A 23,906-nucleotide genomic window follows, 5' to 3' on the forward strand; every position below is an offset into this window, starting at 1 on the left:
AGCAACGATGGGCTGGCGGAGTGTGAAATACAATAGGCTCAGCCTCGATTTTGCGGGTTTTGGGCGGTTGCCGGGAAGCGGTGAGTTCAGCATCGAGGATTGCATCTTTCGCTGGCCCCAACACGCCAAAGCCTCTAAGTTACACTGGATTCCCCATGCTTTGCCTACGCGGATGCCCTGATGGATAAGACGATCGCCAATCCCCTGCGTGGCATTGCCATGAAGGTCTGCTCGATCGTGTTGTTCGTCTGCATGTCGTCGCTGATCAAGCTCGGCGGCGAGGGGCTGGCGACGGGGCAGATCACTTTCTTCCGTTCGTTCTTTGCCATGTTTCCGATCATCGGCTGGCTGGCGCTGAGCGGCCGGCTGAACGGTTCGTTCCGCACCGCCAATCCGATCGGCCATTTCTACCGCGGCTTCATTGGCGTCAGTTCCATGGCGCTCGGCTTCTACGGCATCGTCCACCTGCCGCTTCCGGAATATATCGCCATCGGCTATGCCCAGCCGCTGTTTGCCGTCGTCGCCGGCTGGCTGCTGCTCAGCGAAGTGGTGCGGCGCTATCGCTGGACGGCGGTCGCGGTCGGCTTCGTCGGCGTGGTGATCATCCTCTGGCCGCGGCTCGATGCGATCCGCAATGGCACGCTCGGGCTGGAGGGCTCGCTTGGTGCGCTCGCGGTCCTGGCCGGAGCGGCGCTCTCGGCGATCGCCATGGTGCATGTGCGGCAACTGGTGCGGACCGAGAACACGCCCACCATCGTGCTTTATTTCTCGCTGTCATCGAGCTGCTTTTCGTTGCTGACGTTACCGTTCGGCTGGGTCGGGATGAGTCTGGCCTCAGCCGGGCTGTTGATTGCCGCGGGCTTCTTCGGCGGCGTCGGGCAGATCCTGCTGACGGAGAGCTATCGCTACGCGGACGTCTCCGCAGTGGCGCCGTTCGAATATACCTCGATTATCTGGGGCACGATTTCCGGCTATCTGCTGTTCAACGAACTGCCGGATGAGACACTGATCCTCGGCACCGCAATCGTCATCGGCTCGGGCATTTACATCATCCATCGTGAGCACCAGCGGCGCAGAGAATTGCTGGCAGCGACCGGGATTGTGAGTCCTATCGCACCGGACGCTTGAGGATGCGCCAGCCCGCATAGCCGCCATAAAACACGAACCCGGCCGCCAGCAGCAGCGGCAAGCCGCGGGCGCCGGCCATGGAAATTGCCGGGCCGGCGAGCAGCGGGCCGACGATGACACCGAGCCCGTAGAGGACCGTGATGCCGCTCGAAATCCGCACATATTCACCGGGGCTCGCCATGTCGTTGGCATGCGCCACATTGATCGCATAGATCGGATAGATCACAGCGCCGGCGAAGAAGCCCGCGACATAGAGCGTGAATTCGTGGTGCCCGTCGAGCGTCGCCATCCAGAGTGTGGCCGCAACGCCGATTACGGCTGAGAGCACCATGACCAGCCGCCGGTCGATGAAATCGGAGAGCCGCCCAAGCGGAAACTGCGCCGCCATCGAGCCGAGCGTCACGGCGGCAATGATATTGGCGCCGCCGGTTTCGGAGAGGCCCGCCATTCGAGCGTAGACGACCGAGAAATTCAGCCAGGCCGCTGCGATGACGCCGGCAAGGAAGGTGCCGACAAAGGCGACCGGCGAACGCCGCCACAGCCCCGTCAGATCGAAGCCCACTTCCGTCGGCAGCGACGGCGACGATGCGGCCGAAAGCGAGATCGGAAAGATGCCGATGCAGAGCAGGATCGAAGCGATGATGAACAGGCTCGCCGTCATTGCGTCACCCCAGGCAGCGATATAGGGGCCGGCGATCGAGCCGGTCATTGCCACGAACATGTAGACCGAGAACATGAAGCCGCGATATTCGTTTTCCGACTTCTCGTTGATCCAGCTCTCCATGATCATGTAGCCGCCGGCAATGCCGAAGCCGAACAGGCCGCGGAAGAACATCCAGGCATAGGGGTTGGTCACCAGCGCACAGAGCAGCACCGAGATCGACATCAGCGCGATATAGGCGGCAAACACCCGCACATGGCCGGTGCGGCGGATGAATTTCGGCGTGATGAAGGACGAGAGCGTATAGCCCAGCGAATAGACGGCGCCGATCAGCGACAGGTCATAGGCCGTCCAGCCTTCGGCCATGGCGCGCAACTGCACGACATAGCTGGCGACACCGAAACCCGTCATGACGATGAAGATCGACAGCAACAAGGCGGAGACGGCGCGCAGGCTCTCGATCACGGGCACTTTCCTTTTGCGAAGCACCCTATCTTTACCTGATTGGCGCCGCCGTTCTATAATCCGGATATGACGAATGACAGATCAAATTGCGACAAGCAGACTATTCCCACCTACCAGATCCGGGCACATTTCAACGACGAGACGATCAGGGTCTACCAGGCCTACAGGGACGACATCGCCGACACCGCGCTCGCCAACGGCACATTCATCTCGCCGCCGTTCAGCATGAACCGGATGACCTGGATAAAACCGTCCTTCCTCTGGATGATGTATCGCTCCGGCTGGGCGCAGAAAGATCCAGGCCAGAACCGCATCCTCGCTATCGACATCACCCGTGATGGCTTCCAATGGGCACTCGACCATGCCGTGCTCAGCCATTGCCCGGAACATATGACGCATGAGGAATGGCGCGCGCGCAAGGATGCCTCGCAGGTGGTGATCCAGTGGGACCCGGAGCGCGATCTCTTGCACCGGCCGCTGCAGTACCGCTCAATCCAGATTGGCCTCAGTCCTGCGGCGGTGCAGCTTTATGTGAATGCGTGGATCAGGAAGATCACGGATGTTACTGAACTGGCGGTCGCCATGGCGGAACTCGTCAAAGCTGGGAGGCTGGACGAAGCACTGGGCTTGATCCCGGAGGAGGCGCCGTATGCAGCCAGGATCGATGACATTTTGCCGGTCCGCCTTGAAACCACTTCGACCTGAGCCCGGTGCTTCAAGTCAGATCAGCGACCGGCTGTGAAACCTCCTCTTTGCTGATTTCCGAGCGAAGATATTGATGCGACAACACGACGGCGGCAAAGGTCATGTAAAATGCGTCTACGAGAGCCGCCAGAGATCTCAACGTACCACCGAGAAAGACGTGGTCTAAGCCGCTGTTACTTGGCGGGAGATCCCAGATTTTCGCTGTGTAGGACAAGCTGAACGACAGGCAATTCAAAAAAAGTGTCGCTAGCGTAAGAGGGAGGAAAGTCGCTTGGAACGTCTTGTTGCCACGTGTGAGCGCCGCGCCGAAACTCAAGTCACCGTTATAGACGGAGGCGGGCAGCCATGTGCCTGCGTAGCTGAAAACAGCGCTGGAACACAAGGCGGTGATCGCGATCAAAGCCAGAGCAATCCGCAAATCGGGAGCACGCGGAACCGGCACTAGCCCTAGGTGCTTGGCCCAAATAAAGAAAATAAGCGAGGGTATAGTCGAAATGGCGAACAAGATTGCGGCTTTTACACAAAGTTCGAACAGCCCGCCGAACCGAGATCCACGGGGCGGGAGCTCGGCAAAGGAAATACCGTAAAGAGCAGTTCGAAAGATGTGTTGAGCAAGCGCAGCTTGCAGGAAAGTCACCAACAGAATGGTCGGCACCGCGACAAAATTCAGTGGGACAAAGCCCTCAAGAGCAACTTCTTCGAGTTGACGAACAATGCCGAGTACGATGGCATAGCCGATATAGAATGGCAAATTCCTGCGTAGGATATCGACGCTTTTCGAAATCATCAATGCCCCTCAATATTTTTGATTTCTACCTAAGCGTTTGTCAGCGGGTTGTCCACTGCGTCTCATCCTCGCGCTCCCCAATCAACGCCAGACCATGCGCGATCGACAGCAATTCGCCGCCGCTCTCGATCTTGCCCGCATCGAAGCGGTTCTCGAAGATCCGCCGCACCGCCGGCACGAAGGAGGTGCCGCCGGTCAGAAACACCTTGTCGACTGCGGTTGGCGCAAGCCCGGTTTTCTCCAACACGTCATCAAGCGCACCTTCCATCGCCTTGAGATCGTCGGCAATCCAGGTCTCGAAATCCTCCCGCCGCAGCATCCGCCGGCTTCTCTCGCCGAGCGGTGCGAAATAGAACTCGGTTTCCTCGGCCACGGATAGCCGCATCTTCGCGGCCGAGACTGCCTGGTAGAGCGGATAGCCTTCGTCATGCTCGACGAGATCGACGAAGGTTTCGAGTTTTTCCGGTTCGAGCGCGGTCCGAACCAGTCCTTTCAACTCTTGGAAATCTCTGAGCGTCTTGAAGATCGACAGCTGGTTCCATCGGCCGAAATTGGCGTAGTAGTTCGACGGCACTTCGAGGATTTTGTCAAAACTCTTGAAATGGCTGCCTTTGCCGATCTGTGGCGACACCAGGTTGTCGATGATGCGATAGTCGAACTGGTCACCCGCCACCCCGACGCCGGAATGGCCGACCGGCACAGCGCTTAACCGGCCGCCCTGCCATTCGAAGCGGATGATTGAATAGTCCGTCGTGCCGCCGCCGAAATCGGCGACCAGCACGGTCGCGTCGCGCTTCAGCTGTTCGGCGAAGTAGAAGGCCGCCGCCACCGGCTCATAGACGAAATGCACTTGCGGAAAACCAAAGCGCGACAGAGCCTTGTTGTAGCGATCGAGCGCCAGCGCCTCGTCCGGGCTGGCGCCGGCGAATTTCACCGGCCGGCCGACGACGATGCGATGAAAATCCTTGCCCCAGTCCGACCCGGCATAGCTCGACAGCCGGCGGAGGAACGTCTCCATCAGGTCTTCGAAGGCAAAACGCTTGGCAAAGACAAGCGTGCCCTGGAACAGCGCGCTTGCCGCGAAGGTCTTGATCGATTGCAAAAAGCGGCAATCGCCGGGATTGTCGATGAACTGCTGGATCGCCGCGGCACCTGCTTCGACATCCAGCTTCGAGGCGCCAAGGCGGCCATCTTTCATGAAGGAGAGACAGGTGCGCATGCTGTCGGAATGGCCGGCGGCGCTTTCGAATCCGATCGAGTGGGTGCCGTCGCCGCCGCGGACGGCGAGCACGGTATTGGTCGTGCCGAAATCGAGGCCGAGAGCGCTGGCCATGGCAAGTCTCCGTTTGTGACTGGAGCATATCCCCCGAACGTGGTTGCCGGTTTCGGGGCAGGGACATGCGCAAAAGCAAGTAGCCAAAGCATCGGTCGCGAATCTGGAAATCGCGGCGCGCTTCGGCGATGTGTGTGATCAATGCTGCGTCGCAGCAAGCAAGGCGCGCGTCATGCCACAGGAAGAGGCGGATGGCAACGCCTCATCGCTGCTGTCGGTCTGAACGCTCCGGCTTTAACCCTATCTGTCCTTTGGTATCAGGACGCAGGGAAGGAGGCATGGAAATGTCAGCGCCTGACGCGCCGGCCGATCAGGAAAACGACGATGCCGGCGACCGCCAGTAATGCGCCGCGCCAGATCCATGGCGATTGGTTGATCATGGGGCTTGACGCCGGATAGGGGAAGACGCCCGAGCCCTGGCCTATCCAGACGAGGCCCATCAGGAAGGCCAGTAGGCCAATAATGATGAGAATGATCCCGATTGCCCGCACGACGCCGTCCTCCAATATCGATGCGGCTAGTGATAAGCTTTGCGTCCTTGAATTCAATCGGCGGACCGCTCACATTTCCGCGACGTTCCACTTCTTTACGAAAGAGTTGAACCCGTTGACGCAATGCTTATTGCAGAGGGACTTCAATGGCGGCTCGTTCCAGGCTAGATGCGGTCGCTGACGGTTTCCGCGAGGGCGGACATCAGGAGCATAAAGCCTTCCCGCCGAACTGTGCTTATGGCGACGGGTCGACCTGGGAGCTGGAACGGGTCGGAGCTTCGGAGAAATGCGCGTCCATCGGCGAAAGGCCGCCGGGATTGGCTTCAGTCAGACAGCCATAGAGTTCCGGGCGACGGCCGCGTATCCAGCGCTGGCCTGTGCATTTATCGAGCAGGCCAAGATCGAGTTCTGCACTCACCATTGCGTCGGCAGCCTGCCAAGTCTCGACAATGATCCGGCCATAGGGGTCCAGAATCATCGCATTGCCGGTGCGCACTTCGTCCTCGTCCAGGCCGACCCCGTTGCTGAAGACCAGGAACATGCCGTTGTCATGCGCGCGCGACGGCAGCCAGCGCATGAACCATTCCCGGCCATTCGGGCCCCGAAACTCGGCCTCGATGGCCTCAGGATTGTCATGGCGGTGCATCCATTTCTCGACCGGTATTCTCTTCAGACCATGCGGGCTGGCGGAATGGCCGCCGCCCGCCTGATGTGGCGCGATCAGGATTTCCGCGCCGAGCAGGGCCGTTGCACGTGCATTTTCGACGAGATTATTGTCCCAGCAGATCAGGATACCCGCCCGGATACCCCATGGCGTATCGAAAACCGTAAACCTGTCGCCGCTGGAAATCAGGCGATGCTCCCAGGCATGCAGTTTGCGATGGCAGTGAATCTGTCCGTCGGGCATGCAGACCGCATAGCTATTGTACAGCGCCTGATGTTCGCCGCGCTCCAACAGGCCGACGCCGATCGCAATGCCTTTTTCCCGCGCCAGGGCTGCAACGAAAGACACCGAGGGGCCAGAGAGCGGTTCCGCCAGCGCCTGCAGATCCGCGCCTTCGAGTTTCGGAACGTGCCAGTAGCCGCAGATGCACATCTCGGGAAACACCACCAGCTGGCTGCCCGCCTCGATGGCCTCCTGCGTGAAATGGACGATGCGCGAGAGGTTGTAGGCTTTGTCATTGGCCCGATGCTGAAATTGCACGGAAGAGACTTTGAATGCCATGGCGATTGCTCCTGATCGATCCGGAGCGATTTGACCACGGGGATATCGTTTCGTAAAATGGCATTTTCGACAGAAATTATTCGATAACTGAATGGAATTGAAACTACTCCGCTCCTTCATCCAGCTGATCGATAGCGGCCATTACGGCAAGGCGTCGGCAAAGCTGTTCGTCACCCAGTCGACGCTGTCAAAGCAAATACAGGCACTGGAATCGGCCGTCGGTGGCGCACTGTTCGAACGCGGTCGGCACGGCGCGAAGCTTACGCCCCTGGGAGAACTGCTGCAGCGGGAAGCACGCGCCCTCCTGCGCCTCGGTGATGACATCGACATCAAGATGCAGCGCGCGATTGCCGGCTTAGCCGGGTCGCTCGACATAGGATTCGGCATATCGACGCTCATCGTTGCGCCGCAGTTGATCGCCGGCTTCCGCACCACCACACCGGGCAGTCAGATAACACTCAACGATTTGCCTTCACGCGAGCAGCATCAGCGACTGCTCGATAGTCGGCTGGACGTCGGCTTTTGCCGGGCGCCGGAAGAGATCGGCGAATTGTCGTTCACACCTGTCCTAGAAGAGCGTCTGGCATTGGTGCTCCCGCACGATATGAAAATGCCGTGCGAAAATCGGCTGACGGCGTTGAACGATCTCGGTTTTGTCGCGCTTTCGCCGTTGCGTGGCCCGGGATTGGACGCGCAGATCAGCCGCTGGTGTTCCACGAACGACTTCAAGCCGCGCATCATCCAGTATGCCGACGATATCCTGACGGTTCATGCCGTTGTTGCCGCCGGGCTGGGAGCAGCATTTTTACCCTGGCACGGCGTCAACGCATTGGCGGGCCGCACGCGCCAGGAGCCTCTTTCAGGCCCGGAATCGGCTTGGCCTGTCGGACTTTGCTGGCTCAAGAGGAGCACGAACGCTCTGTTGAGCCGTTTTGTCGATTATGTATCGCGTTCGCGAGCATAATCATGCGGATATTATTTCCGCTTGGTTGTCGGTACCAAGACCCCAGCGTGGCGGGCGTCTGTTTCCGCGGCCTCCGCACTTGACCTGTCGGCCGACTTAGCCACGACGACTTAGCCTCAAAACCACATGAAAACGCCGCATCCCGGCTCGACAATTCCAGGCGGATTTGACAAAAGACCCGATGGAAAAGAGGTGGGGCGCGCGGCAGGTCTGCCGTGTGACAACGACAACAAGGTGTGACGATGAGCGAAATGGACCTTCCCGAGCGCGAAAGCATGGAATTCGACGTGGTGATCGTCGGTGCGGGTCCGGCCGGATTGTCGGCCGCCATCCGGCTGAAACAGGTCAATCCCGAACTCTCCGTGGTCGTGCTCGAAAAGGGCGCTGAAGTCGGCGCCCATATCCTCTCCGGCGCTGTTGTAGACCCGATCGGCATCGACCGCCTGTTGCCCGGCTGGCGCGAAGAGGAAGGTCATCCCTTCAAGACGCCGGTGACTGACGACCATTTCCTTTTCCTCGGCCCGGCCGGTTCGATCCGCCTGCCGAATTTCATGATGCCACCGCTGATGAGCAATCACGGCAATTACATCGTCTCGCTCGGCAATGTCTGTCGCTGGCTCGCCACCAAGGCCGAAGAGCTCGGCGTCGAAATCTATCCCGGCTTTGCCGCCACCGAACTGCTGTTCAACGAAGTCGGCGCCGTCAAGGGTGTCGCGACCGGTGACATGGGCATCGAGAAGAACGGTGAACCCGGCCCGAATTTCGCCCGCGGCATGGAACTGCTCGGCAAATACGTGCTGATCGGCGAGGGCGTACGTGGTTCGCTGGCCAAGCAGCTGATCGCCAAATACAAGCTCTCCGAAGGCCGTGACGTGCAGAAATTCGGCATCGGCATCAAGGAGCTCTGGCAGGTCAAGCCGGAGAACCACAAGCCTGGCCTGGTGCAGCATTCTTTCGGCTGGCCGCTCGACATGCGCACCGGCGGCGGCTCCTTCCTCTATCATCTCGAGGACAATCTCGTTGCCGTCGGCTTCGTGATGCACCTCAACTACAAGAATCCCTGGCTCTACCCGTTCGAGGAGTTCCAGCGCTTCAAGACGCATCCTTCGATCCGCGGCACCTTCGAGGGCGGCAAGCGCCTGGTCTACGGCGCCCGCGCCATCACCGAGGGGGGCTACCAGTCGGTGCCGAAGGTTTCCTTCCCGGGCGGTGCGCTGATCGGTTGTTCGGCAGGTTTCGTCAACGTGCCGCGCATCAAGGGCAGCCACAATGCCGTCCTGTCGGGCATGCTGGCGGCCGACAAGATCGCTTCGGCGATCGAGGCCGGCCGCGCCAATGACGAGCCGGTCGAGATCGAAAACGAATGGCGCAAGACCGACATCGGCAAGGATCTCAAGCGCGTCCGCAACGTCAAGCCGCTCTGGTCGAAATTCGGCACGCTGGTCGGCATCGGCCTCGGCGGCCTCGACATGTGGACCAACCAGCTGTTCGGCTTCTCCTTCTTCGGCACGCTCAAGCATGGCAAGACCGACGCGCAGGCGCTGGAGCCGGCTGCGAACCACAAGAAGATCGTCTATCCGAAGCCCGACGGCGTGCTGACCTTCGACCGGCTGTCCTCGGTGTTCCTGTCGAACACCAACCATGAGGAAAACGAGCCTGTCCATCTGCAGGTCAAGGACATGGGCCTGCAGAAATCCTCCGAACTCGGCGTCTATGGTGGCCCCTCGAGCCGCTACTGTCCGGCCGGCGTCTATGAATGGGTGGAGAAGGACGGCCAGCAGGTCTACGTGATCAATTCGCAGAACTGTGTCCACTGCAAGACCTGCGATATCAAGGATCCCAACCAGAACATCAACTGGGTGCCGCCGCAGGGCGGTGAAGGGCCGGTCTATCCGAATATGTGATGTAACGGGTCGGCAAGAAAAAGAGGTCGATGGTGCCGCAGCCGAAAGCGTCCTTCAAAGCGTTCCTTCGGACTGGCGAACTGGGGCCGCTTGCAATCGGAACTCCGCTTTTGCAGGTGGCTGCAGAACTCGGTCCACCGCGGTATTGGCTATACTCGTACAACCTTGCTCCGGTCCCGTGCTTTTGGGGTTATAACAATCTCGAAATGCGATTTTCCGACCGCGCGCCCTATCGGCTCGTCGGCCTTAAACTACACGATGCAGCAGAGCTGACGGGCAAATCGGCGGTGCTTTCTCCCAGCCTGCGTCTCGCGTTGGATGGCCTGTCCGGTGCAATGAAGCCATCCGAGTTCTTGCGGGAAGACTTATGGGGAGCCCGCAAGATTCTCGTCGAAATCCAGCTGATAGCTGGTGAGCTCCAGCTTCACATCGCTGCGCGGCCGATACAATTTGTCTATGTGATATCGGACGATGACGTCGGCGATCAGGAAGCGTTGACGGCCGCTTTTTATCGGCAGGATTGGCCGCCGATCATCGCGCATTTCGAGCAGGCTTCGTGGCTCTATGGAATCTACTGTTATTCCCCGGGCGAGTGGCGCACGTGCTGTTGGAAAGAACCTCGCATCGAGACAGACAGGCACGCTTATTTGGCTCATGTCATCGAACCAGAGAAGCGTCCATAGCGCGGATGCAAAATGATCTTTCATATCCCCTTGGGAGAGGGCGCGTGGTCTTTGCCGCCGCCCTCGATCCCGCACGGTGGGTGGGGATGACGCTCAGCCTCGATAGCGTTGCTCAGTTTGCTGCTGCGGACCAGGCAAGGCCAAATTTGTGAGCGACATTGTTGAGGCGTTTGTCACGCGTCCATAACAACGACCCTGGTGTCAGAAGAAGAGAAGCGATGAGATGTGAATCGGAGTAGCCGATACCAGATCCGGAAAGCTCGTGTTGCCGGATCATTTCCAAAACTTCGGAATTTGAAGCGATCGTGGGCTGCGGCAGGTATTGAAGAAAACGGATGATGACATCGAACTGACGCAGATTGCCAAGTGCCAGTTCGCCAATAACGTGTGGATGCGAATAGATTTGCTGAATATTCAACAGATCAATCAATCTGGGATTCGGCTTGCCGAGATGATCAGCCCAAACAGCCGTATCGACCAAGATCATTGTTCGTCCGGCCGCCAGCGAGGCGGAGCCCTGAAGTCGGGTTCGCTGCCACCTAACAAAGCCAATCGGCGTGCTGCTTCCTGCTGGACCAGTCGTTTCAGAGCTTCCCGCAGGAGCGCGGACTTCTCGGTGATACCAGTGATCTCTTGTGCATCTGCAACGAGATCGTCATCCAATGTCACGGTTGTTCGCATCGCAAATCTCCTTGGCATCGAAATAGCATCATTTGATGCTAAATTCAATGCGCACCCCGCCACTGGACACCTCCCCGGAAAATCTGTTCTCCTGCGCGAAACTGGCGATTCCGGACCTCTCCATGCCGCATGAATCCACCCCAACACCTGAATTCCGTGCCCAGACGATCGAACTCTTCTTCGACCTGGTCTTCGTCTTCGTCATCACCCAGATCACCCGCCTGGTCGAGCGGGCGCAAAGTGCAGTCGACCTCCTGCATGCCTTTGCGGTGCTGATGCTGATCTGGTGGATGTACGGGGGCTATATCTGGCTCACCAATCATGCACATACGCCGAAATCGATGCGGCTGGTGCTGGCGGCGGCGATGGTGGGGTTCCTGGTCATGGCGCTTGCCGTACCCGCCAGCAATGGCGAGGCGCGGGTCGTCTTCGGCCTGGCCTATCTCTTCGTCGTGGTTCTGCATTTCGTCGCCTTCGCCTGGCGGGGCGGCGCCGAGGCGGCGAGGGCGATGTTCGCCATCGTGCCGTTCAATCTTGCAGCGTGTATTTTCGTCATCGTCGCCGGCCGCATCGATACGTCGTGGTCCTGGGTCCTGCTCTTGGGGCCGGCGGTGATCTACACCTATCTCTCCATCCGCAACACGGGCGAGGGGTTTTCGCTCAATGCCAGCCATTTCGTCGAACGGCACGGCCTGCTTCTGATCATCGTGCTCGGCGAGACCGTGATCGCCATCGGCAGCGGCCTGCAGGGGCAGACGATCGATGCCAGGATGATCATCAATCTTGCGCTCAGCGTGATGCTGATTGCCGGCCTCTGGTGGACCTATTTCGACGTCGACGATGTGCGCGCCGAGCATATCATGGTGCATTCCGACAATCGTCTGCGCACCCGGATCGCCATGTTCGGCTACACCGCCTGCCATCTCGTCATGGTTGCCGGCCTGGTCATGGTCGCGGCCGGGCTACGCTCGGCGGCGGGTATCACTGGCCAGCATCGTCAGGACCTGCTTCTGCTACTGGGCAGCGCGGTCTACCTCGCAGGCCATGCCATTTTTCGGCAGGTGCTGGGTGTCAGGCCGGTCGGCATCCGGATGGCCGCTGCGGCTCTGCTGGCTTTGCTCGCCTGGCTGGATCCTGGGCTGCGAGAAGCCTGGCTGATCGCCCTGGTCGTCGTCATCCTCGTGGTGATCCCGGCCTTGGAGGCAGCTGCCGAGCGGCGCAATGAAGGTCGGCTGAACCCATGATTTCGCCAGCCCGCTTAACCCGGCATTAACCATAAATCCTTAATTTCGGCAGCATAAACCGAATGTTAAGGATCCTTTCGATGACGATTTCGCGGCGCGGCCTTATCTTTGGTCTCGGTGCTACCGCACTTCTCGCAGGCTGCGCCACCGATCAGTCTGCCCAGCGCGCCAACTATGCTGCCCGCCCGGATGAGGAACATCCGATGCCGGCCATGCCGCTCGAAAAGATCAAGCCCGAGCTCCGCCGCACGGAAGTCGACTACGCCACGGCCTACCCTGCCGGCACGATCGTGGTCGACACCCCGGCGCGGCGGCTATACCTGGTCGAAGGCGATGGCAAGGCGATCCGTTACGGCGTCGGCGTCGGCCGCGAGGGCATGGCGCTGAGCGGCAACGCCTATATCGGCCGCAAGGCTGAATGGCCGAGCTGGACGCCCACGCTCAACATGCAGCACCGCGAGGAGCGTTATCGCAAGCTCGCCGGCGGCCTGCCCGGTGGCCTCACCAACCCGCTTGGAGCCCGGGCGCTCTATCTCTATCGCCATGGCAACGACATTCATTTCCGCATCCACGGTACCAACCAGCCTGAATCGATCGGGCTGGCCATGTCCAGCGGCTGCATCCGCATGCTCAACCATGATGTCGTCGATCTCTACGATCGCGTGCCCGTGGGAACGCATGTCGTGGTGATCCAGGCAAGCTGAGCCGATCAGGCTGCCTTCGCACTGTCGATGATCTTGCTGCCCGGCAGCCGCACCTGCTGCTCACCTTCAGCGCAGAAAACATGTGCACGACCCCAGTCATGCAATGCCTTGATCACCGGCTCCAGGCTGCGGCCGACCGGCGTCAGCGCATAATCGACATGCGGCGGCACGACCGGATGAACGGTGCGCGAAATCAGTCTGGCCTCTTCCAACTCTCGCAACTGCTTGGTCAGCATGCGCTGCGTTACCGCCGGCGCCTTGCGGCGCAATTCGTTGAAGCGCAACGTACCGGACAGAAGGTGGAAGAGGATCACACCCTTCCATTTGCCATCGAGAAAGGTCAGCGTCGCCTCGACCGGGCAACCGGGGAAATTCTCGACGAGCTTGGCGCGCGGGCGGGACATGACAGTATCCTTTTTGGTACTATATACAGAATTTGTGCATTCTTGCGGCTTTCGATCCTATCCGCCACATAGCTCTCACGCAATCGCCCAAGGAGAGACCTGATGCGCGCCGTTGTCTATGAGAACCCGCAACCCATTTCCGTTGAGACCTCGCTGATCGATGTCGACCTGCCGAAGCCGACCGCTGCAGGCCACGACATCCTCGTCGAGGTCAAGGCGGTCTCGGTCAACCCGGTCGACACGAAGGTTCGTGCGAGCCGCAAGCCGGAACCCGGACAATATGTGCAGCTCGGCTACGACGCTGCCGGCATCATACGCGAGGTCGGGCCGGACGTCAGCCTCTTCAGGCCGGGCGACGAGGTCTATTATGCGGGCGTTATCAACCGTCCCGGCACCAATGCCGAATTCCATCTCGTCGACGAGCGTATCGTCGGCCACAAGCCGAAAAGTCTTGGTTTCGCCGAAGCTGCTGCACTGCCGCTGACGGCGATCACGGCATTCGAAATGCTGTTCGACCGGCTGCGGATCACTGCGCTTGTGCCTGCGCCGAAGGATGCGATTTATAGGATGCTGATGGATCAGTTCCACATATCAGCACGAGTGCCGGGAGCAGCCAATGCCATCGTCATCATCGGCGCCGCCGGCGGTGTCGGTTCGATCGCGGTGCAGCTCGTCCGCGCGTTGACGGATCTCACGGTCATCGCCACGGCGTCGCGACCCGAGACATTTGATTGGATAAAGTCGCTCGGCGCCCATCCTATCGTCGACCATTCGAAGTCGCTTCCGGAGCAGGTCGCCGCACTCGGCATCGGCGCACCCGGTTTCATCTTCTCGACCACCCATTCCGGCGAACACCTGCAGGCAATCGCCGAGCTTATCGCGCCGCAGGGGCGCTTCGGCCTGATCGACGATCCAAAGGTGCTCGACGCCAATATCTTCAAGCGCAAGGCGGTGTCTGTCCACTGGGAACTGATGTTCACGCGGCCACTCTACGGCACGCCGGATATGATCGAGCAGCACAAATTGCTGAACGTCGTCGCCGATCTTGTCGATACGGGAAAAGTGAAGACGACGCTGGGCGAGAATTTCGGCACCATCAACGCTGCCAACCTCAAGCGCGCGCATGCACAGCTCGAGACGAACAAGACCAAGGGCAAGATCGTGCTCGAAGGATTTTAAGGCTCACCCCCGCGGTAATTTCAGCGGCCCGGCCGTCTTTACCGCTCGGATGGCGAAATTCGAGCGGATATCCGCGACGCCGGGCAGTGCCAGCAATGTATCGAGCAGCAGCTTCTCATAGGCCGGCAGATCGGCGACCACGACTTCGGCCAGGAAATCCGCCTGGCCGGAGATCAGGAAGCAGGACACCACTTCCGGAATGGCAAGCAGCGCCCGCTGATGTTCCTGGGCATTCTCTTTGGAATGCCTGTCGACCTTGATCTCGACGAACACCGTCAACCCCAACCCAACCTCCTTGCGGTCGATATCGGCGCGATAGCCGCGGATCACGCCGGCCTGTTCGAGGTTGCGGATGCGCCGCAGGCAGGGCGAGGGCGAGAGATGCACGCGCTCGGCAATGTCGACATTCGTCGCCCGGCCATCGTCCTGCAAGGCTTCGAGGATGGCAAAATCGAATTCATCCAGTTTTGGCATGTTTGCAAATCCTGTCGCTTCATATTGGCAGGATATTGCGCTATGGGCCAATTCACAAGCATAATGCGCAAGGACATGCCTCGGCTCTCTGGCCTATTCTTTCTTCAGTTCCAAAGAGGAAAGGCGACCACCATGGCAACCATCGTTTCATCGGAAAGCGTTCGTAGCAAAACCGCTCTTGGCTACGTGGCGGCCGGCATCACGGTCGCCATCTGGGCATCCTGGCTGGTGGTGACGCGGCATTCTGCCAATATCCATCTTGGGACCATCGAACTCGGCCTCTGCCGCTTCGGCATTCCGGCAATAGCACTTGCCCCTGTCTGGCTGAAACATGGCATCCTGCCGAAGGGCGTGCCGTTGCCGCTGCTGGCGGTCATGGTGTTGGGCTCGGGTGCCTTGTTCTTCCAGGTCACCGCCAGCGGCATTCATTCTTCCCAGGCCGGCTTTTCCGGCGTGCTGCTCGGCGGCGCCATGCCGTTTGCGACGGCGCTGATCGGCATCTTCGTCTTCCGCAGCCGACTCGACGCGACGCGCTATCTCGGGCTGGCAGCGATTTTCTGTGGTTCGCTGGCCCTGTTGCTGCCACACGTTTTCACTGGCGGCGTGGATTGGAGCAGTGTGCTGATGATCCTGGCGGGCGCATCGCTATGGGGTGCCTATACCCACGCCTTCCGACAGTCCGGCCTTGCACCGCTGCATGCGAGCGCCGTCATCGCCTTCTGGTCACTCGTCATCCATAGCGTGCTGGCGGCGATCCACGGCGTCGACTTCAGCCACGTGTCGCTCTCGGAAAGCGGCCTGCAGCTTCTGAGCCAAGGCGTGCTTTCCGGTCTGGTTGCGACTTTCACCTATGGGGTCGCTGTTAAATCGCTCGGCGGTATCCAAGCCGCTGCCTTCACGGCTTTGACCCCTGTGCTCGCCGTATTCGGCGGCGCGGCCATCCTCGGCGAACAGGCAGGCACTTCGCTCTATATCGCCGCGGCGCTCACCTGCATCGGTGTCCTGCTTTCAACCGGCCTGTTTTCTCGTCGCTGAACCACGAAGGATGGCGCCCACCCAGGCGCCATCCTTCTGTAAACGTTTCTTAACATTGCGTAGATTTTAGTGTGCGGCGCACAAATTGCTTTACGGACCACTGATAATAAGGTTATAAATCATTTGAGCCGTACCCATCCTCCCAAGCATCCGGCGAACGGCTTTCCATCATCATCATGAAGGTGCGTCCGGCATCGGCCAGGATGTGCCTGCCCGTTTTCGAAAGCCCCTGTCCGTGACCGACTGCACGCTCTCCGAGTCGTCCCCCGCCGTCCAAGATCCGGCGCCCTTGACCAAATTCCAGGTTTTCCTGGTGATCGTCGCGCTCGCTTGCGGCGGTTTCGGTATCGGCACCGGCGAATTCGCCATTATGGGCTTCCTGCCGGACGTGGCAAAGACTTTCGATGTCAGCGAGCCGCAGGCGGGCTGGGTGATCAGCGCCTATGCGCTGGGCGTGGTCATCGGTGCGCCTGTTATCGCCATGCTGGCGGCACGGCTTTCCCGCCGCAATCTGCTTCTGTCGCTGATGGCCTGGTTCTTCATCGGCAATACGCTGAGCGCTATCGCACCGAATTTCGGCTCGTTTTTCCTGCTGCGCTTCCTCACCGGCCTGCCGCACGGCGCCTATTTCGGCGTCGCCTCGCTGGTCGGCGCCTCCATGGTGCCGTTCCACATGCGGGCGCGCGCTGTCGGCTGGGTGATGCTGGGTCTGACGATCGCCACGCTCGCCGGAACGCCGATCACCGCCTTCTTCAGCCAGTTGCTCAATTGGCGCACGGCCTTCCTCTTCGTCGGCGGCATCGGCGCGCTGACCGTGGCGCTCATCTGGGTTTACCTGCCGAAGGACGAAGTCGAGGAGGGGGCCAGTGTCGCCCGCGAACTCGGCGCTCTCAAGCGGCCGCAGATCTGGCTGACGCTCGGCATCGCCGCGGGCGGCTTCGGCGGCATGTTCGCGATCTTCAGCTATATCGCCTCGATCACCACCGACGTGGCGCATCTGCCGGTGACGACGATCGCGCTGATCCTGGCGCTGTTCGGCGTCGGCATGAATGTCGGCAATATCGTCGGCTCAAAAATGGCTGACATATCGCTGATGGGCACGATTGGCGGCGTCATCGCCATCAATGCGGTGGTCATGGCGCTCTTCGCGCTGACCGCCTCCAATCCCTATATGCTCTGCCTGACCGTCTTCCTGATCGGCTGCGGTTTCGCCGCCGGCCCCGCGGTGCAGACGCGGCTGATGGACGTCGCCGCCGATGCGCAGACGATCGCCGCCGCCTCCATGCATGCTGCCTTCAACATCGCCAATGCCATCGGCGCATGGCTCGGTGGCTTGGTGATCGCCTACGGCTTTGGCTATGCGGCGACCGGTTATGTCGGCGCAGCACTTTCGATTCTCGGCCTCTGCGTTTTCGCTGGTTCGCTTTATCTCGATCGGCGCGGCAGCCGGATGGCGCTTCCGGCCACTTGATGATCGGCATTTGAAACCCCAATTGCCTGGCGAACGTTGTTGGTCAGGCAACTGGGGAACTCTGCATGAAGATGATTGCTGTCTTGAATCGGGAAGGCGGGACCTTCCGGACGACGGATATGCAAGCCTATGCCGACAGGGCAAGGCAGGTGTTCGCCGATGCCGGCGATGAATTGGAGATCATCGTCTGCACTGGCAAGGACATGCGCGAGGTGCTCGAGCGCACCGCCCGCCGCGACGATATCGGCGCAATCATCGCCGGTGGCGGCGATGGCACGATTTCGGCGGCGGCGGGCATTGCCTGGCGCAACGGCATGCCGCTCGGCGTCATCCCTGCTGGTACCATGAACCTCTTCGCCCGATCGCTGAGACTGCCGCTCGACATCTGGTCCGTGCTGGATGTCCTTGCCAGGGGCGAGATTCGCAATTGCGATATCGGCAGCGCCGATGGCCGCGCCTTCGTCCACCAGTTCTCAGTCGGCATGCACGCGCGCCTGGTGCGCTATCGCAATGCGCTGACCTACAATTCCCGTTTCGGCAAGATCGCTGCCAATATCAGAGCCGCGGTCGGCGTGATGATGAACCCGCCGCAATTCGAGATCGAATTCGACGTTGACGGCCACCGGGAACAGCGGATGACATCGGCTGTCTCGGTGTCGAATAATCCGTTCGGCCAGAACGGCCTGATGTTTTCCGACGATCTCACGAGCGGCCATCTCGGCATCTACATTGCCGAACCGCTACGGCCAGCGACCGCGACCAAACTCGCCATCGACATTCTGCGCGGAAAACTCAGGGAAAATGCTACGGTCACCGAGATGAAGGCCAAGGCAGTCGACCTGCATTTCCCGCGCGTCTATCGGGCGGCAAACTATGTGCTCGACGGCGAACTTGTGCCACTTGGCAGGAAGGTGTCAATCAAGCTGCATCCGGGCGAATTGAAAGTGATCATGCCGCGGGACGCTTGACGGACGCTTCGGTCCACCCTGGCGGTCACAAGCTCACGCCGAGAGACCGCCGACAGGAATAATCTCTTTTGAGGCCATCTGCCATGGCGCTCCATGCCAATTGCCCAGCCACCGCTCCACTTGCAGCCCTGCCTCGTGCAGCAACTCCGCAAGTTTGTCCTTCTCTATGAACCGTATCTGCGATGAAGCGGAGAGTGTCTTTCCGATTGACGCGATTTCATAGAATGTCTGATAGGTCGCGATCGCAGTCGCCGGATCGTACTCAACATCATTCCAGGCTCTGACTTCGCCATAGGCCGGATGCGTCACCATCCGCTCCGACGCCTCTGGCGTCCAAGTCTCCCAGGCCCGGTAGGCCGGGTTGCGCGTATCGAAGACAAAGCGACCGCCCGGCGCCAGATGCGCGGCTATGGTCTTCAGCACCTTGAGCGCGTCATCGTCGGTGAGAAACACCTGGAATGCATGGCCGGTCAGCAGCACGAGGTCGAAGGTTTCTCCCAGCCGCACGTCCTGGGCTGCTGCCTCGACCCAACGCACTTTTTCACCGTCTGCACGGCTGCGCGCGACATCAAGCATGGCGCCGGCAGGGTCGACACCAACGACATGCCGTCCGCCTGCCAGCATGGCCGCGAGTTGCCCGGTACCGCAGCCAAGATCGAGCACGGACGTTGCACCTCCGGCTATCTCGACGCAGAAGCTGAAATCGTCCCAGACGCCGTTCTCGATGTCATAGAATTCGACCAGGCTCGGGTCCCGGTAAAGCGGATCGTCGTCGGTCATGGTCGTTCGAGCCTGCTGCCGATATTACTGGAAGGCCGTCTCGAAGAAGCTTCTGAGCTTGCGCGAATGCAGCTTTTCCGACGGCATGTCCGAGAGCTTTTCCAGCGCCCGGATACCGATCCTGAGATGCTGAGCCACCTGGCTCTTGTAGAAAGCCGTCGCCATGCCCGGCAGCTTCAATTCGCCATGCAGCGGCTTATCCGAGACGCAGAGCAGGGTGCCATAGGGCACGCGGAAGCGGAAGCCATTGGCGGCGATCGTCGCCGATTCCATGTCGAGCGCAATGGCGCGCGCCTGCGACAGGCGTTTCACAGGGCCGCTCTGGTCGCGAAGTTCCCAGTTGCGGTTGTCGATCGTGGCGACCGTGCCGGTGCGCATGATGCGCTTCAATTCCCAGCCTTCATAACCGGTGATCTCGGCCACGGAATCCTGCAGCGCCTGCTGCACTTCGGCGAGCGCCGGGATCGGCACCCAGACCGGCAGGTCGTCATCGAGCACATGGTCTTCACGCATATAGGCATGCGCCAGCACATAGTCGCCAAGCCGCTGGCTGTTGCGCAGGCCGGCGCAATGGCCGAGCATCAGCCATGCATGCGGACGTAGCACCGCGATATGGTCGGTGATCGTCTTGGCGTTGGAGGGGCCGATGCCGATATTGACGGCCGTGATACCGCCGTGGCCCTTCTTCTTCAGATGATAGGCTGGCATCTGCGGCAGGCGGGTGGCCGGAAGGCCCTCGGTCGGCTCCGCATCGCCTGCCTTGGTGACGAGGTTACCCGGTTCGACGAACGCGGTGTAGCCATTGCCGCCCTCGATCATCTGCTGACGCGCCCAGGCGCAGAATTCATCGATATAGAACTGGTAGTTCGTGAACAGCACGAAATTCTGGAAATGCTCGGCATTGGTGGCGGTGTAGTGGCTCAGCCGCGCCAGCGAATAGTCGATGCGCTGCGCCGTGAACGGCGCGAGCGGCCTGGGCGCTCCCGCCGGCGGCTCATATTCGCCATTGGCGATTTCGTCGTCGGTGGTGGAGAGATCGGGCGTGTCGAAGAGATCGCGCAACGGTACGTCGATCGTGTTGGCCGCAGACGCTTCGACATGCGCGCCTTCCTGGAAGGCGAAATGCAGTGGGATCGGCGTCGTCGATTCGGTGACCGTTATCGGCACGTTATGGTTTTTCAGCAACTGGCCGACTTGTTGCTTGAGATAGTGGCGGAACAGTTTTGGCCGGGTGACCGTGGTCGAATAAAGGCCTGGCTCGCTGAGGAAACCATAAGGCAGGCGGGTATCGACCTCGTCATATCGTAGAGGCGCCATGCGGACTTCCGGATAGAAGGCGCGGTAGCGTCCGAGCGGTACCGCCCCGCGGGTGACGTCCGCAAACGCGTTGCGCAGGAAGGAAGTATTGCGCTCGTAGAGCATTTCGAGCGTATCAACCGCTTCGGCCGGGGTCGTGAACGTAGCCGGTTGGAAAGGCTCGGGTGTGTGGATATCGAAGACGGAATGAGAAAGGATTCGCTTAGCCATGGGCCATTATAAAGAGCTGTTCATGACAATCAAACCGGCGTGAAGCCGATTTCAGCGATTTTTCTCGGAAAAACGTTATTGCATCGCAACCGAATGCAGCGCAGCCATAATCGCCAGATTGGCCACGACTTTGCCGAATGCGGGAACGAAGGGCAGCGAAACCAGCGGCAGTGCCACTGCCAGGCGTCGTATGGTCGTAATGATCTTCATGGCCTTTTCTTCCGTCCCGTCATGCATGTCAGAGTTCCGTGCGGCACTGGCCGCCATCTAGCTGCGGGCAGGGATGATCGGCGCTGAATGTAACGCTCCGGCCCGGCCGCTCGTGTTGTTCGACGATCGTCAGCAGACCGACGGCGAACAATGCTGCCGACAAGCAGATGATAGTGAAGCGCCGCATCATGATGGTCATTTCGGTCAATGTTCCCTTGGCATGTGCCATTCTTGAACACTTCTATACTGGCGTCTGGCTGAACTGCTTCTGAGAGGTGCATTCATGAGGCGTTCAGAATGATTGCCGGCGCATGGTAGGGTTGCATTCACCCGCTGTGGAGGAATGCGCAGTGGCAGCATCCGTCAGGACGACCTATATGCAGGCAGGTTGCGATCGCCGCAGCGGATCAGAAGGCGGAAGACATGGACGAGAATGACAGGCGCGCGCGCATGATGGCTGAGCGGATTGCCGAGACCGGCATCGACGAGGCCATGCTCGAACGTCTCGTCCGCAACTTCTATGGCCGGATCCGGGTGCATGCCGTGCTCGGCCCGATCTTCAACGCGCGCATTCATGATTGGGAACATCACATGCAGCGCCTGACTGCCTTCTGGTCGGCCGTGGCGCTGGCAAGCGGCGTCTATAGTGGCAGCCCGATGCAGAAGCATCTCGACCTGCCGGTCGATGGTCGCCATTTCGACCTCTGGCTCGATCTGTTCCGGAAGACGGCTGAGGAGATCTGCCCGCCCCAGGCGGCCGAGTTTCTCATGGGCCGTGCCCGCCGCATTGCCGAAAGCCTGGAACTCGCCATCGCCGTTCAGAACAAGGTGATGCTGGGCAAGGATGAGCGCCTGAGGCGCCCCGATGCCGACGTCTTCCTGCCGGAAGCGACCGTCTGAAACCTTACTACTCCCATGCTGGATCCCTGCGCGCCCGATGGCGGCTGCGCGACTTTCTGCCCGCTGGATGCTGCGAAACAAACGCGCGTCGGGGTGCCTGATGATTTTGTGGTGAAGAAACCGCTAAAACCGCAGGCTGAAAATTCGGTAAAATTCTTTGCGAAATCCGCTCATTCCAGGCTTTTCGATGCTTAACAAAAACCCAAGTTTACCAAGCATTTGAACTTTGTTTTCGGCAAATTAAGCATGCATTTTAAGCGAGTATTGAAAGCCATGCTGCATATTAAAACCCATAAGAAGCGCGGGAAAAACCGCCATCTGGAGAGAGATCGAGAACACGCGAAGCAAGGCGGACCGATCATCTCCTGAGCCTCTCAAGGCAAGACAGGGACAGACGTTAAAACAACGAATTCAGCCAAGGGACGAAAAAAATGGCACGATACGAAATCAGCAACATGGAAGCGGCAATGGGCGGCGAGACGCAGGCCGACGTCTTCTGTGAAATGGGCCTCATGTATGCGACCGGCCGCGGTTGCAACCTCGATCTCGTCGCAGCCCATAAGTGGCTCAACATCGCCGCAATCAAGGGCTCCGAACGCGCCGCCCTGCTGCGCGCCGATCTCGGCCGCTCGATGAGCAAGACCGAACTCGCCAAGGCGCTGCGCGCTGCACGTGAGTGGATGACGGTTCATTGAGTAAGGGAAAGCGAATAGTCAGTAGCGAATAGCGAGTAGTTGATTTCTGTTACGGCCCCAAAGTAACCGTCTTCTATTCGCTATTCGCTATTCGCTATTCGCTATTCGCTCACATATTCCCCAACCGCTTCAACACCTTCGGCAATGCCTCCTCGAACAGATCGAGTTCCGGCGTCGGCCCGACGCTGACGCGAATGCAGCGGTTGAGCGGCGCCACTCCGGGCATGCGGATGAACACGCCTTCCTCCATCAACCCGTCGACGATGGCGCGCGAATAGACGCCGTCGCGACCGCAATCGACTGTGACGAAATTCGTCGCGGAGGGCAGGGGGCTGAGATCATTGGCGCGCGCAATCGTGCCGATCCGATCCCGCGCCGCGGCAATCTTCCCCAAGACCTCGCCGAGATAGGCCTGGTCATCGAGTGCGGCGATCGCGGCCGCCACGGCGATGCGGTTGAGGCCGAAATGGTTGCGGATCTTGTCGAATGCCTTTGCCGTGTCGTCCGCCGCGATCACATAGGCGATGCGCGAGCCCGCCAGGCCATAGGCCTTGGAAAAGGTGCGGGTGCGGATGACGTTCGGCCGATCGAGGAGCGCCTCGGCGGGCGGAATGATCCCGGCCGGCGCCGTTTCGCCATAAGCCTCGTCGAGGATCAGCATCGTCGTCTCGGGCAGTGCGCGCGCAAAGGCCAGAACCTCTTCGGACCGGATGGCGCTACCCATCGGATTGTCCGGGTTGGCGAAATAGACGAGCGGCGCGTTCTCGCGCTGCACGGCCTCCAGCAGGCCTTCGAGATGTTCGTGGTCATCCTTGTAGGGCACCGTCACCAGCTGCCCGCCGAAGCCGACAACATGATAGTTGAAGGTCGGATAGCCGCCGAGGGAGGTCACGACCGGCATGCCCGGCTCGATGATCAGCCGGACGATTTCGCCGAGGATGCCGTCAATGCCGGCGCCGACATTGATCTGCTCGCGCGAAACACGGTGATGGCGGGCGATCGCCTCTCGCAGCTCGAAATTCTCCGGATCGGTATATTTCCACGTCTCCTCGACCGCTGCGATCATCGCCGCCTTGACCGTAGGCGAAGGACCGAAGCCGCTTTCATTGGCGCCGATGCGCGCCTTGACCTTGAGATGGCGATTGCGTTCGATCGCCTCCGGCCCAACGAACGGCACGGTCGTCGGCAGGTCGCGGGCAATGGCGGTAAAGCGTGGAAATGCTGGCATGAGGGTCCCCCGATTCACAGGGGCGACCATAAGATATTCCGGGAGGGGCGGGAAGCGCTT

27 protein-coding genes are annotated in these 23,906 nt (G+C 60.1%); 13 read left to right on the top strand and 14 right to left on the bottom strand.

What is annotated here, in order from left to right:
• The first annotated feature begins 180 nt into the window (after window positions 1–180).
• Entirely contained in the window at window positions 181–1,128 is a 948-nt protein-coding gene (locus AC1DYF_RS01320) for a DMT family transporter (protein WP_477874434.1), read from the top strand.
• Here the strand turns inward: AC1DYF_RS01320 and AC1DYF_RS01325 are convergent.
• Window positions 1,109–2,254: an MFS transporter gene (locus tag AC1DYF_RS01325; protein WP_477874436.1), complete on the bottom strand. Its 1,146-nt coding sequence runs from the start codon at window positions 2,252–2,254 to the stop codon at window positions 1,109–1,111. The genes AC1DYF_RS01320 and AC1DYF_RS01325 overlap by 20 nt on opposite strands.
• A gap of 66 nt (window positions 2,255–2,320) precedes the next feature.
• On the opposite strand from AC1DYF_RS01325, the gene AC1DYF_RS01330 reads away from it, so the two are divergent.
• Window positions 2,321–2,959: a DUF4291 domain-containing protein gene (locus tag AC1DYF_RS01330; protein WP_477874438.1), complete on the top strand. Its 639-nt coding sequence runs from the start codon at window positions 2,321–2,323 to the stop codon at window positions 2,957–2,959.
• 10 nt (window positions 2,960–2,969) lie between these two features.
• On the opposite strand, the gene AC1DYF_RS01335 is transcribed toward AC1DYF_RS01330, so the two are convergent.
• The 4 genes from AC1DYF_RS01335 to AC1DYF_RS01350 form a co-directional block, all read right to left on the bottom strand.
• A complete protein-coding gene (locus tag AC1DYF_RS01335; protein ID WP_477874440.1) occupies window positions 2,970–3,746 on the bottom strand; it encodes a hypothetical protein in 777 nt (258 codons plus the stop codon).
• Between the two features lie 40 nt (window positions 3,747–3,786).
• Window positions 3,787–5,079 carry an Hsp70 family protein gene (locus AC1DYF_RS01340; protein ID WP_477874442.1) on the bottom strand — a complete coding sequence of 431 codons (1,293 nt, stop codon included), beginning with the start codon at window positions 5,077–5,079 and terminating at the stop codon, window positions 3,787–3,789.
• A 287-nt stretch (window positions 5,080–5,366) separates the two neighbouring features.
• Complete coding sequence (locus AC1DYF_RS01345; protein ID WP_477874444.1) at window positions 5,367–5,570, bottom strand: hypothetical protein; 204 nt, start codon at window positions 5,568–5,570, stop codon at window positions 5,367–5,369.
• A 235-nt stretch (window positions 5,571–5,805) separates the two neighbouring features.
• A complete protein-coding gene (locus tag AC1DYF_RS01350) occupies window positions 5,806–6,795 on the bottom strand; it encodes a nitrilase family protein (RefSeq protein WP_477874446.1) in 990 nt (329 codons plus the stop codon).
• A gap of 91 nt (window positions 6,796–6,886) precedes the next feature.
• On the opposite strand from AC1DYF_RS01350, the gene AC1DYF_RS01355 reads away from it, so the two are divergent.
• From AC1DYF_RS01355 to AC1DYF_RS01365, 3 genes are all read left to right on the top strand, one after another.
• Complete coding sequence (locus AC1DYF_RS01355; RefSeq protein WP_477874448.1) at window positions 6,887–7,759, top strand: LysR family transcriptional regulator; 873 nt, start codon at window positions 6,887–6,889, stop codon at window positions 7,757–7,759.
• A gap of 242 nt (window positions 7,760–8,001) precedes the next feature.
• On the top strand, window positions 8,002–9,663 hold the full coding sequence (locus AC1DYF_RS01360; RefSeq protein ID WP_477874450.1) for an electron transfer flavoprotein-ubiquinone oxidoreductase: 1,662 nt from the start codon (window positions 8,002–8,004) through the stop codon (window positions 9,661–9,663).
• Between the two features lie 29 nt (window positions 9,664–9,692).
• Window positions 9,693–10,346, top strand: a complete 654-nt coding sequence (locus AC1DYF_RS01365; protein ID WP_477874452.1) for a hypothetical protein — start codon at window positions 9,693–9,695, stop codon at window positions 10,344–10,346.
• A 112-nt stretch (window positions 10,347–10,458) separates the two neighbouring features.
• Here AC1DYF_RS01365 and AC1DYF_RS01370 read toward each other — a convergent pair whose 3' ends face one another.
• Window positions 10,459–10,833: a type II toxin-antitoxin system VapC family toxin gene (locus AC1DYF_RS01370; RefSeq protein WP_477874454.1), complete on the bottom strand. Its 375-nt coding sequence runs from the start codon at window positions 10,831–10,833 to the stop codon at window positions 10,459–10,461.
• On the bottom strand, window positions 10,830–11,027 hold the full coding sequence (locus AC1DYF_RS01375; protein ID WP_477874456.1) for a type II toxin-antitoxin system VapB family antitoxin: 198 nt from the start codon (window positions 11,025–11,027) through the stop codon (window positions 10,830–10,832). Before AC1DYF_RS01375 ends, AC1DYF_RS01370 begins: the two co-directional genes overlap by 4 nt.
• Before the next feature lie 47 nt (window positions 11,028–11,074).
• On the opposite strand from AC1DYF_RS01375, the gene AC1DYF_RS01380 reads away from it, so the two are divergent.
• Window positions 11,075–12,271 (top strand): low temperature requirement protein A, encoded by a 1,197-nt coding sequence (locus tag AC1DYF_RS01380; protein WP_477874458.1) that lies wholly within the window; start codon window positions 11,075–11,077, stop codon window positions 12,269–12,271.
• A gap of 80 nt (window positions 12,272–12,351) precedes the next feature.
• On the top strand, window positions 12,352–12,975 hold the full coding sequence (locus tag AC1DYF_RS01385) for a L,D-transpeptidase (RefSeq protein ID WP_477874460.1): 624 nt from the start codon (window positions 12,352–12,354) through the stop codon (window positions 12,973–12,975).
• Window positions 12,976–12,980: 5 nt separating this feature from the next.
• On the opposite strand, the gene AC1DYF_RS01390 is transcribed toward AC1DYF_RS01385, so the two are convergent.
• Window positions 12,981–13,379 carry a winged helix-turn-helix transcriptional regulator gene (locus AC1DYF_RS01390; protein ID WP_477874462.1) on the bottom strand — a complete coding sequence of 133 codons (399 nt, stop codon included), beginning with the start codon at window positions 13,377–13,379 and terminating at the stop codon, window positions 12,981–12,983.
• A 102-nt stretch (window positions 13,380–13,481) separates the two neighbouring features.
• Between AC1DYF_RS01390 and AC1DYF_RS01395 the strand changes: the two genes are divergently transcribed.
• Window positions 13,482–14,558, top strand: coding sequence for a zinc-binding alcohol dehydrogenase family protein (locus AC1DYF_RS01395; RefSeq protein WP_477874464.1), 1,077 nt, complete (start codon window positions 13,482–13,484; stop codon window positions 14,556–14,558).
• A gap of 3 nt (window positions 14,559–14,561) precedes the next feature.
• Here AC1DYF_RS01395 and AC1DYF_RS01400 read toward each other — a convergent pair whose 3' ends face one another.
• The gene (locus tag AC1DYF_RS01400; protein WP_477874466.1) at window positions 14,562–15,032 is read right to left on the bottom strand and encodes an Lrp/AsnC family transcriptional regulator; all 471 of its coding nucleotides are present in this window, start codon (window positions 15,030–15,032) and stop codon (window positions 14,562–14,564) included.
• A 132-nt stretch (window positions 15,033–15,164) separates the two neighbouring features.
• Here AC1DYF_RS01400 and AC1DYF_RS01405 point away from each other — a divergent pair, with 132 nt between their 5' ends.
• The 3 genes from AC1DYF_RS01405 to AC1DYF_RS01415 all read left to right on the top strand — a co-directional run bounded on the left by AC1DYF_RS01405 (window position 15,165) and on the right by AC1DYF_RS01415 (window position 18,506).
• The gene (locus AC1DYF_RS01405; protein WP_477874468.1) at window positions 15,165–16,067 is read left to right on the top strand and encodes a DMT family transporter; all 903 of its coding nucleotides are present in this window, start codon (window positions 15,165–15,167) and stop codon (window positions 16,065–16,067) included.
• 289 nt (window positions 16,068–16,356) lie between these two features.
• Complete coding sequence (locus AC1DYF_RS01410) at window positions 16,357–17,538, top strand: MFS transporter (protein WP_477874470.1); 1,182 nt, start codon at window positions 16,357–16,359, stop codon at window positions 17,536–17,538.
• A 65-nt stretch (window positions 17,539–17,603) separates the two neighbouring features.
• Window positions 17,604–18,506, top strand: a complete 903-nt coding sequence (locus AC1DYF_RS01415; protein ID WP_477874472.1) for a diacylglycerol/lipid kinase family protein — start codon at window positions 17,604–17,606, stop codon at window positions 18,504–18,506.
• A 33-nt stretch (window positions 18,507–18,539) separates the two neighbouring features.
• Here the strand turns inward: AC1DYF_RS01415 and AC1DYF_RS01420 are convergent, their stop codons facing one another.
• The 4 genes from AC1DYF_RS01420 to AC1DYF_RS01435 all read right to left on the bottom strand — a co-directional run bounded on the left by AC1DYF_RS01420 (window position 18,540) and on the right by AC1DYF_RS01435 (window position 21,252).
• Window positions 18,540–19,286, bottom strand: a complete 747-nt coding sequence (locus AC1DYF_RS01420) for a class I SAM-dependent methyltransferase (RefSeq protein WP_477874474.1) — start codon at window positions 19,284–19,286, stop codon at window positions 18,540–18,542.
• Window positions 19,287–19,310: 24 nt separating this feature from the next.
• Window positions 19,311–20,813, bottom strand: coding sequence for an AMP nucleosidase (locus AC1DYF_RS01425; RefSeq protein WP_477874476.1), 1,503 nt, complete (start codon window positions 20,811–20,813; stop codon window positions 19,311–19,313).
• 75 nt (window positions 20,814–20,888) lie between these two features.
• Complete coding sequence (locus AC1DYF_RS01430) at window positions 20,889–21,023, bottom strand: hypothetical protein (RefSeq protein ID WP_477874478.1); 135 nt, start codon at window positions 21,021–21,023, stop codon at window positions 20,889–20,891.
• Window positions 21,024–21,051: 28 nt separating this feature from the next.
• Window positions 21,052–21,252: a hypothetical protein gene (locus tag AC1DYF_RS01435; protein WP_477874480.1), complete on the bottom strand. Its 201-nt coding sequence runs from the start codon at window positions 21,250–21,252 to the stop codon at window positions 21,052–21,054.
• Between the two features lie 194 nt (window positions 21,253–21,446).
• On the opposite strand from AC1DYF_RS01435, the gene AC1DYF_RS01440 reads away from it, so the two are divergent.
• Complete coding sequence (locus tag AC1DYF_RS01440) at window positions 21,447–21,923, top strand: group III truncated hemoglobin (protein ID WP_477874482.1); 477 nt, start codon at window positions 21,447–21,449, stop codon at window positions 21,921–21,923.
• A gap of 431 nt (window positions 21,924–22,354) precedes the next feature.
• On the top strand, window positions 22,355–22,618 hold the full coding sequence (locus AC1DYF_RS01445) for a sel1 repeat family protein (RefSeq protein WP_477874484.1): 264 nt from the start codon (window positions 22,355–22,357) through the stop codon (window positions 22,616–22,618).
• A 109-nt stretch (window positions 22,619–22,727) separates the two neighbouring features.
• On the opposite strand, the gene AC1DYF_RS01450 is transcribed toward AC1DYF_RS01445, so the two are convergent.
• A complete protein-coding gene (locus AC1DYF_RS01450) occupies window positions 22,728–23,846 on the bottom strand; it encodes a pyridoxal phosphate-dependent aminotransferase (protein ID WP_477874485.1) in 1,119 nt (372 codons plus the stop codon).
• Window positions 23,847–23,906: the final 60 nt, after the last annotated feature.

Source organism: Rhizobium sp. P2_G9 (assembly GCF_056403475.1).

What these genes read in the sequence shown, in the direction of transcription:
- AC1DYF_RS01320 (WP_477874434.1), top strand. Translation starts at nt 181, where the DNA reads ATGGATAAGACGATCGCCAATCCCCTGCGTGGCATTGCCATGAAGGTC.
- AC1DYF_RS01330 (WP_477874438.1), top strand. Translation starts at nt 2,321, where the DNA reads ATGACGAATGACAGATCAAATTGCGACAAGCAGACTATTCCCACCTAC.
- AC1DYF_RS01335 (WP_477874440.1), bottom strand. Translation starts at nt 3,746, where the DNA reads ATGATTTCGAAAAGCGTCGATATCCTACGCAGGAATTTGCCATTCTAT.
- AC1DYF_RS01340 (WP_477874442.1), bottom strand. Translation starts at nt 5,079, where the DNA reads ATGGCCAGCGCTCTCGGCCTCGATTTCGGCACGACCAATACCGTGCTC.
- AC1DYF_RS01350 (WP_477874446.1), bottom strand. Translation starts at nt 6,795, where the DNA reads ATGGCATTCAAAGTCTCTTCCGTGCAATTTCAGCATCGGGCCAATGAC.
- AC1DYF_RS01355 (WP_477874448.1), top strand. Translation starts at nt 6,887, where the DNA reads ATGGAATTGAAACTACTCCGCTCCTTCATCCAGCTGATCGATAGCGGC.
- AC1DYF_RS01360 (WP_477874450.1), top strand. Translation starts at nt 8,002, where the DNA reads ATGAGCGAAATGGACCTTCCCGAGCGCGAAAGCATGGAATTCGACGTG.
- AC1DYF_RS01365 (WP_477874452.1), top strand. Translation starts at nt 9,693, where the DNA reads ATGGTGCCGCAGCCGAAAGCGTCCTTCAAAGCGTTCCTTCGGACTGGC.
- AC1DYF_RS01370 (WP_477874454.1), bottom strand. Translation starts at nt 10,833, where the DNA reads ATGATCTTGGTCGATACGGCTGTTTGGGCTGATCATCTCGGCAAGCCG.
- AC1DYF_RS01375 (WP_477874456.1), bottom strand. Translation starts at nt 11,027, where the DNA reads ATGCGAACAACCGTGACATTGGATGACGATCTCGTTGCAGATGCACAA.
- AC1DYF_RS01380 (WP_477874458.1), top strand. Translation starts at nt 11,075, where the DNA reads ATGCGCACCCCGCCACTGGACACCTCCCCGGAAAATCTGTTCTCCTGC.
- AC1DYF_RS01385 (WP_477874460.1), top strand. Translation starts at nt 12,352, where the DNA reads ATGACGATTTCGCGGCGCGGCCTTATCTTTGGTCTCGGTGCTACCGCA.
- AC1DYF_RS01390 (WP_477874462.1), bottom strand. Translation starts at nt 13,379, where the DNA reads ATGTCCCGCCCGCGCGCCAAGCTCGTCGAGAATTTCCCCGGTTGCCCG.
- AC1DYF_RS01395 (WP_477874464.1), top strand. Translation starts at nt 13,482, where the DNA reads ATGCGCGCCGTTGTCTATGAGAACCCGCAACCCATTTCCGTTGAGACC.
- AC1DYF_RS01400 (WP_477874466.1), bottom strand. Translation starts at nt 15,032, where the DNA reads ATGCCAAAACTGGATGAATTCGATTTTGCCATCCTCGAAGCCTTGCAG.
- AC1DYF_RS01405 (WP_477874468.1), top strand. Translation starts at nt 15,165, where the DNA reads ATGGCAACCATCGTTTCATCGGAAAGCGTTCGTAGCAAAACCGCTCTT.
- AC1DYF_RS01415 (WP_477874472.1), top strand. Translation starts at nt 17,604, where the DNA reads ATGAAGATGATTGCTGTCTTGAATCGGGAAGGCGGGACCTTCCGGACG.
- AC1DYF_RS01420 (WP_477874474.1), bottom strand. Translation starts at nt 19,286, where the DNA reads ATGACCGACGACGATCCGCTTTACCGGGACCCGAGCCTGGTCGAATTC.
- AC1DYF_RS01425 (WP_477874476.1), bottom strand. Translation starts at nt 20,813, where the DNA reads ATGGCTAAGCGAATCCTTTCTCATTCCGTCTTCGATATCCACACACCC.
- AC1DYF_RS01430 (WP_477874478.1), bottom strand. Translation starts at nt 21,023, where the DNA reads ATGAAGATCATTACGACCATACGACGCCTGGCAGTGGCACTGCCGCTG.
- AC1DYF_RS01435 (WP_477874480.1), bottom strand. Translation starts at nt 21,252, where the DNA reads ATGGCACATGCCAAGGGAACATTGACCGAAATGACCATCATGATGCGG.
- AC1DYF_RS01440 (WP_477874482.1), top strand. Translation starts at nt 21,447, where the DNA reads ATGGACGAGAATGACAGGCGCGCGCGCATGATGGCTGAGCGGATTGCC.
- AC1DYF_RS01445 (WP_477874484.1), top strand. Translation starts at nt 22,355, where the DNA reads ATGGCACGATACGAAATCAGCAACATGGAAGCGGCAATGGGCGGCGAG.
- AC1DYF_RS01450 (WP_477874485.1), bottom strand. Translation starts at nt 23,846, where the DNA reads ATGCCAGCATTTCCACGCTTTACCGCCATTGCCCGCGACCTGCCGACG.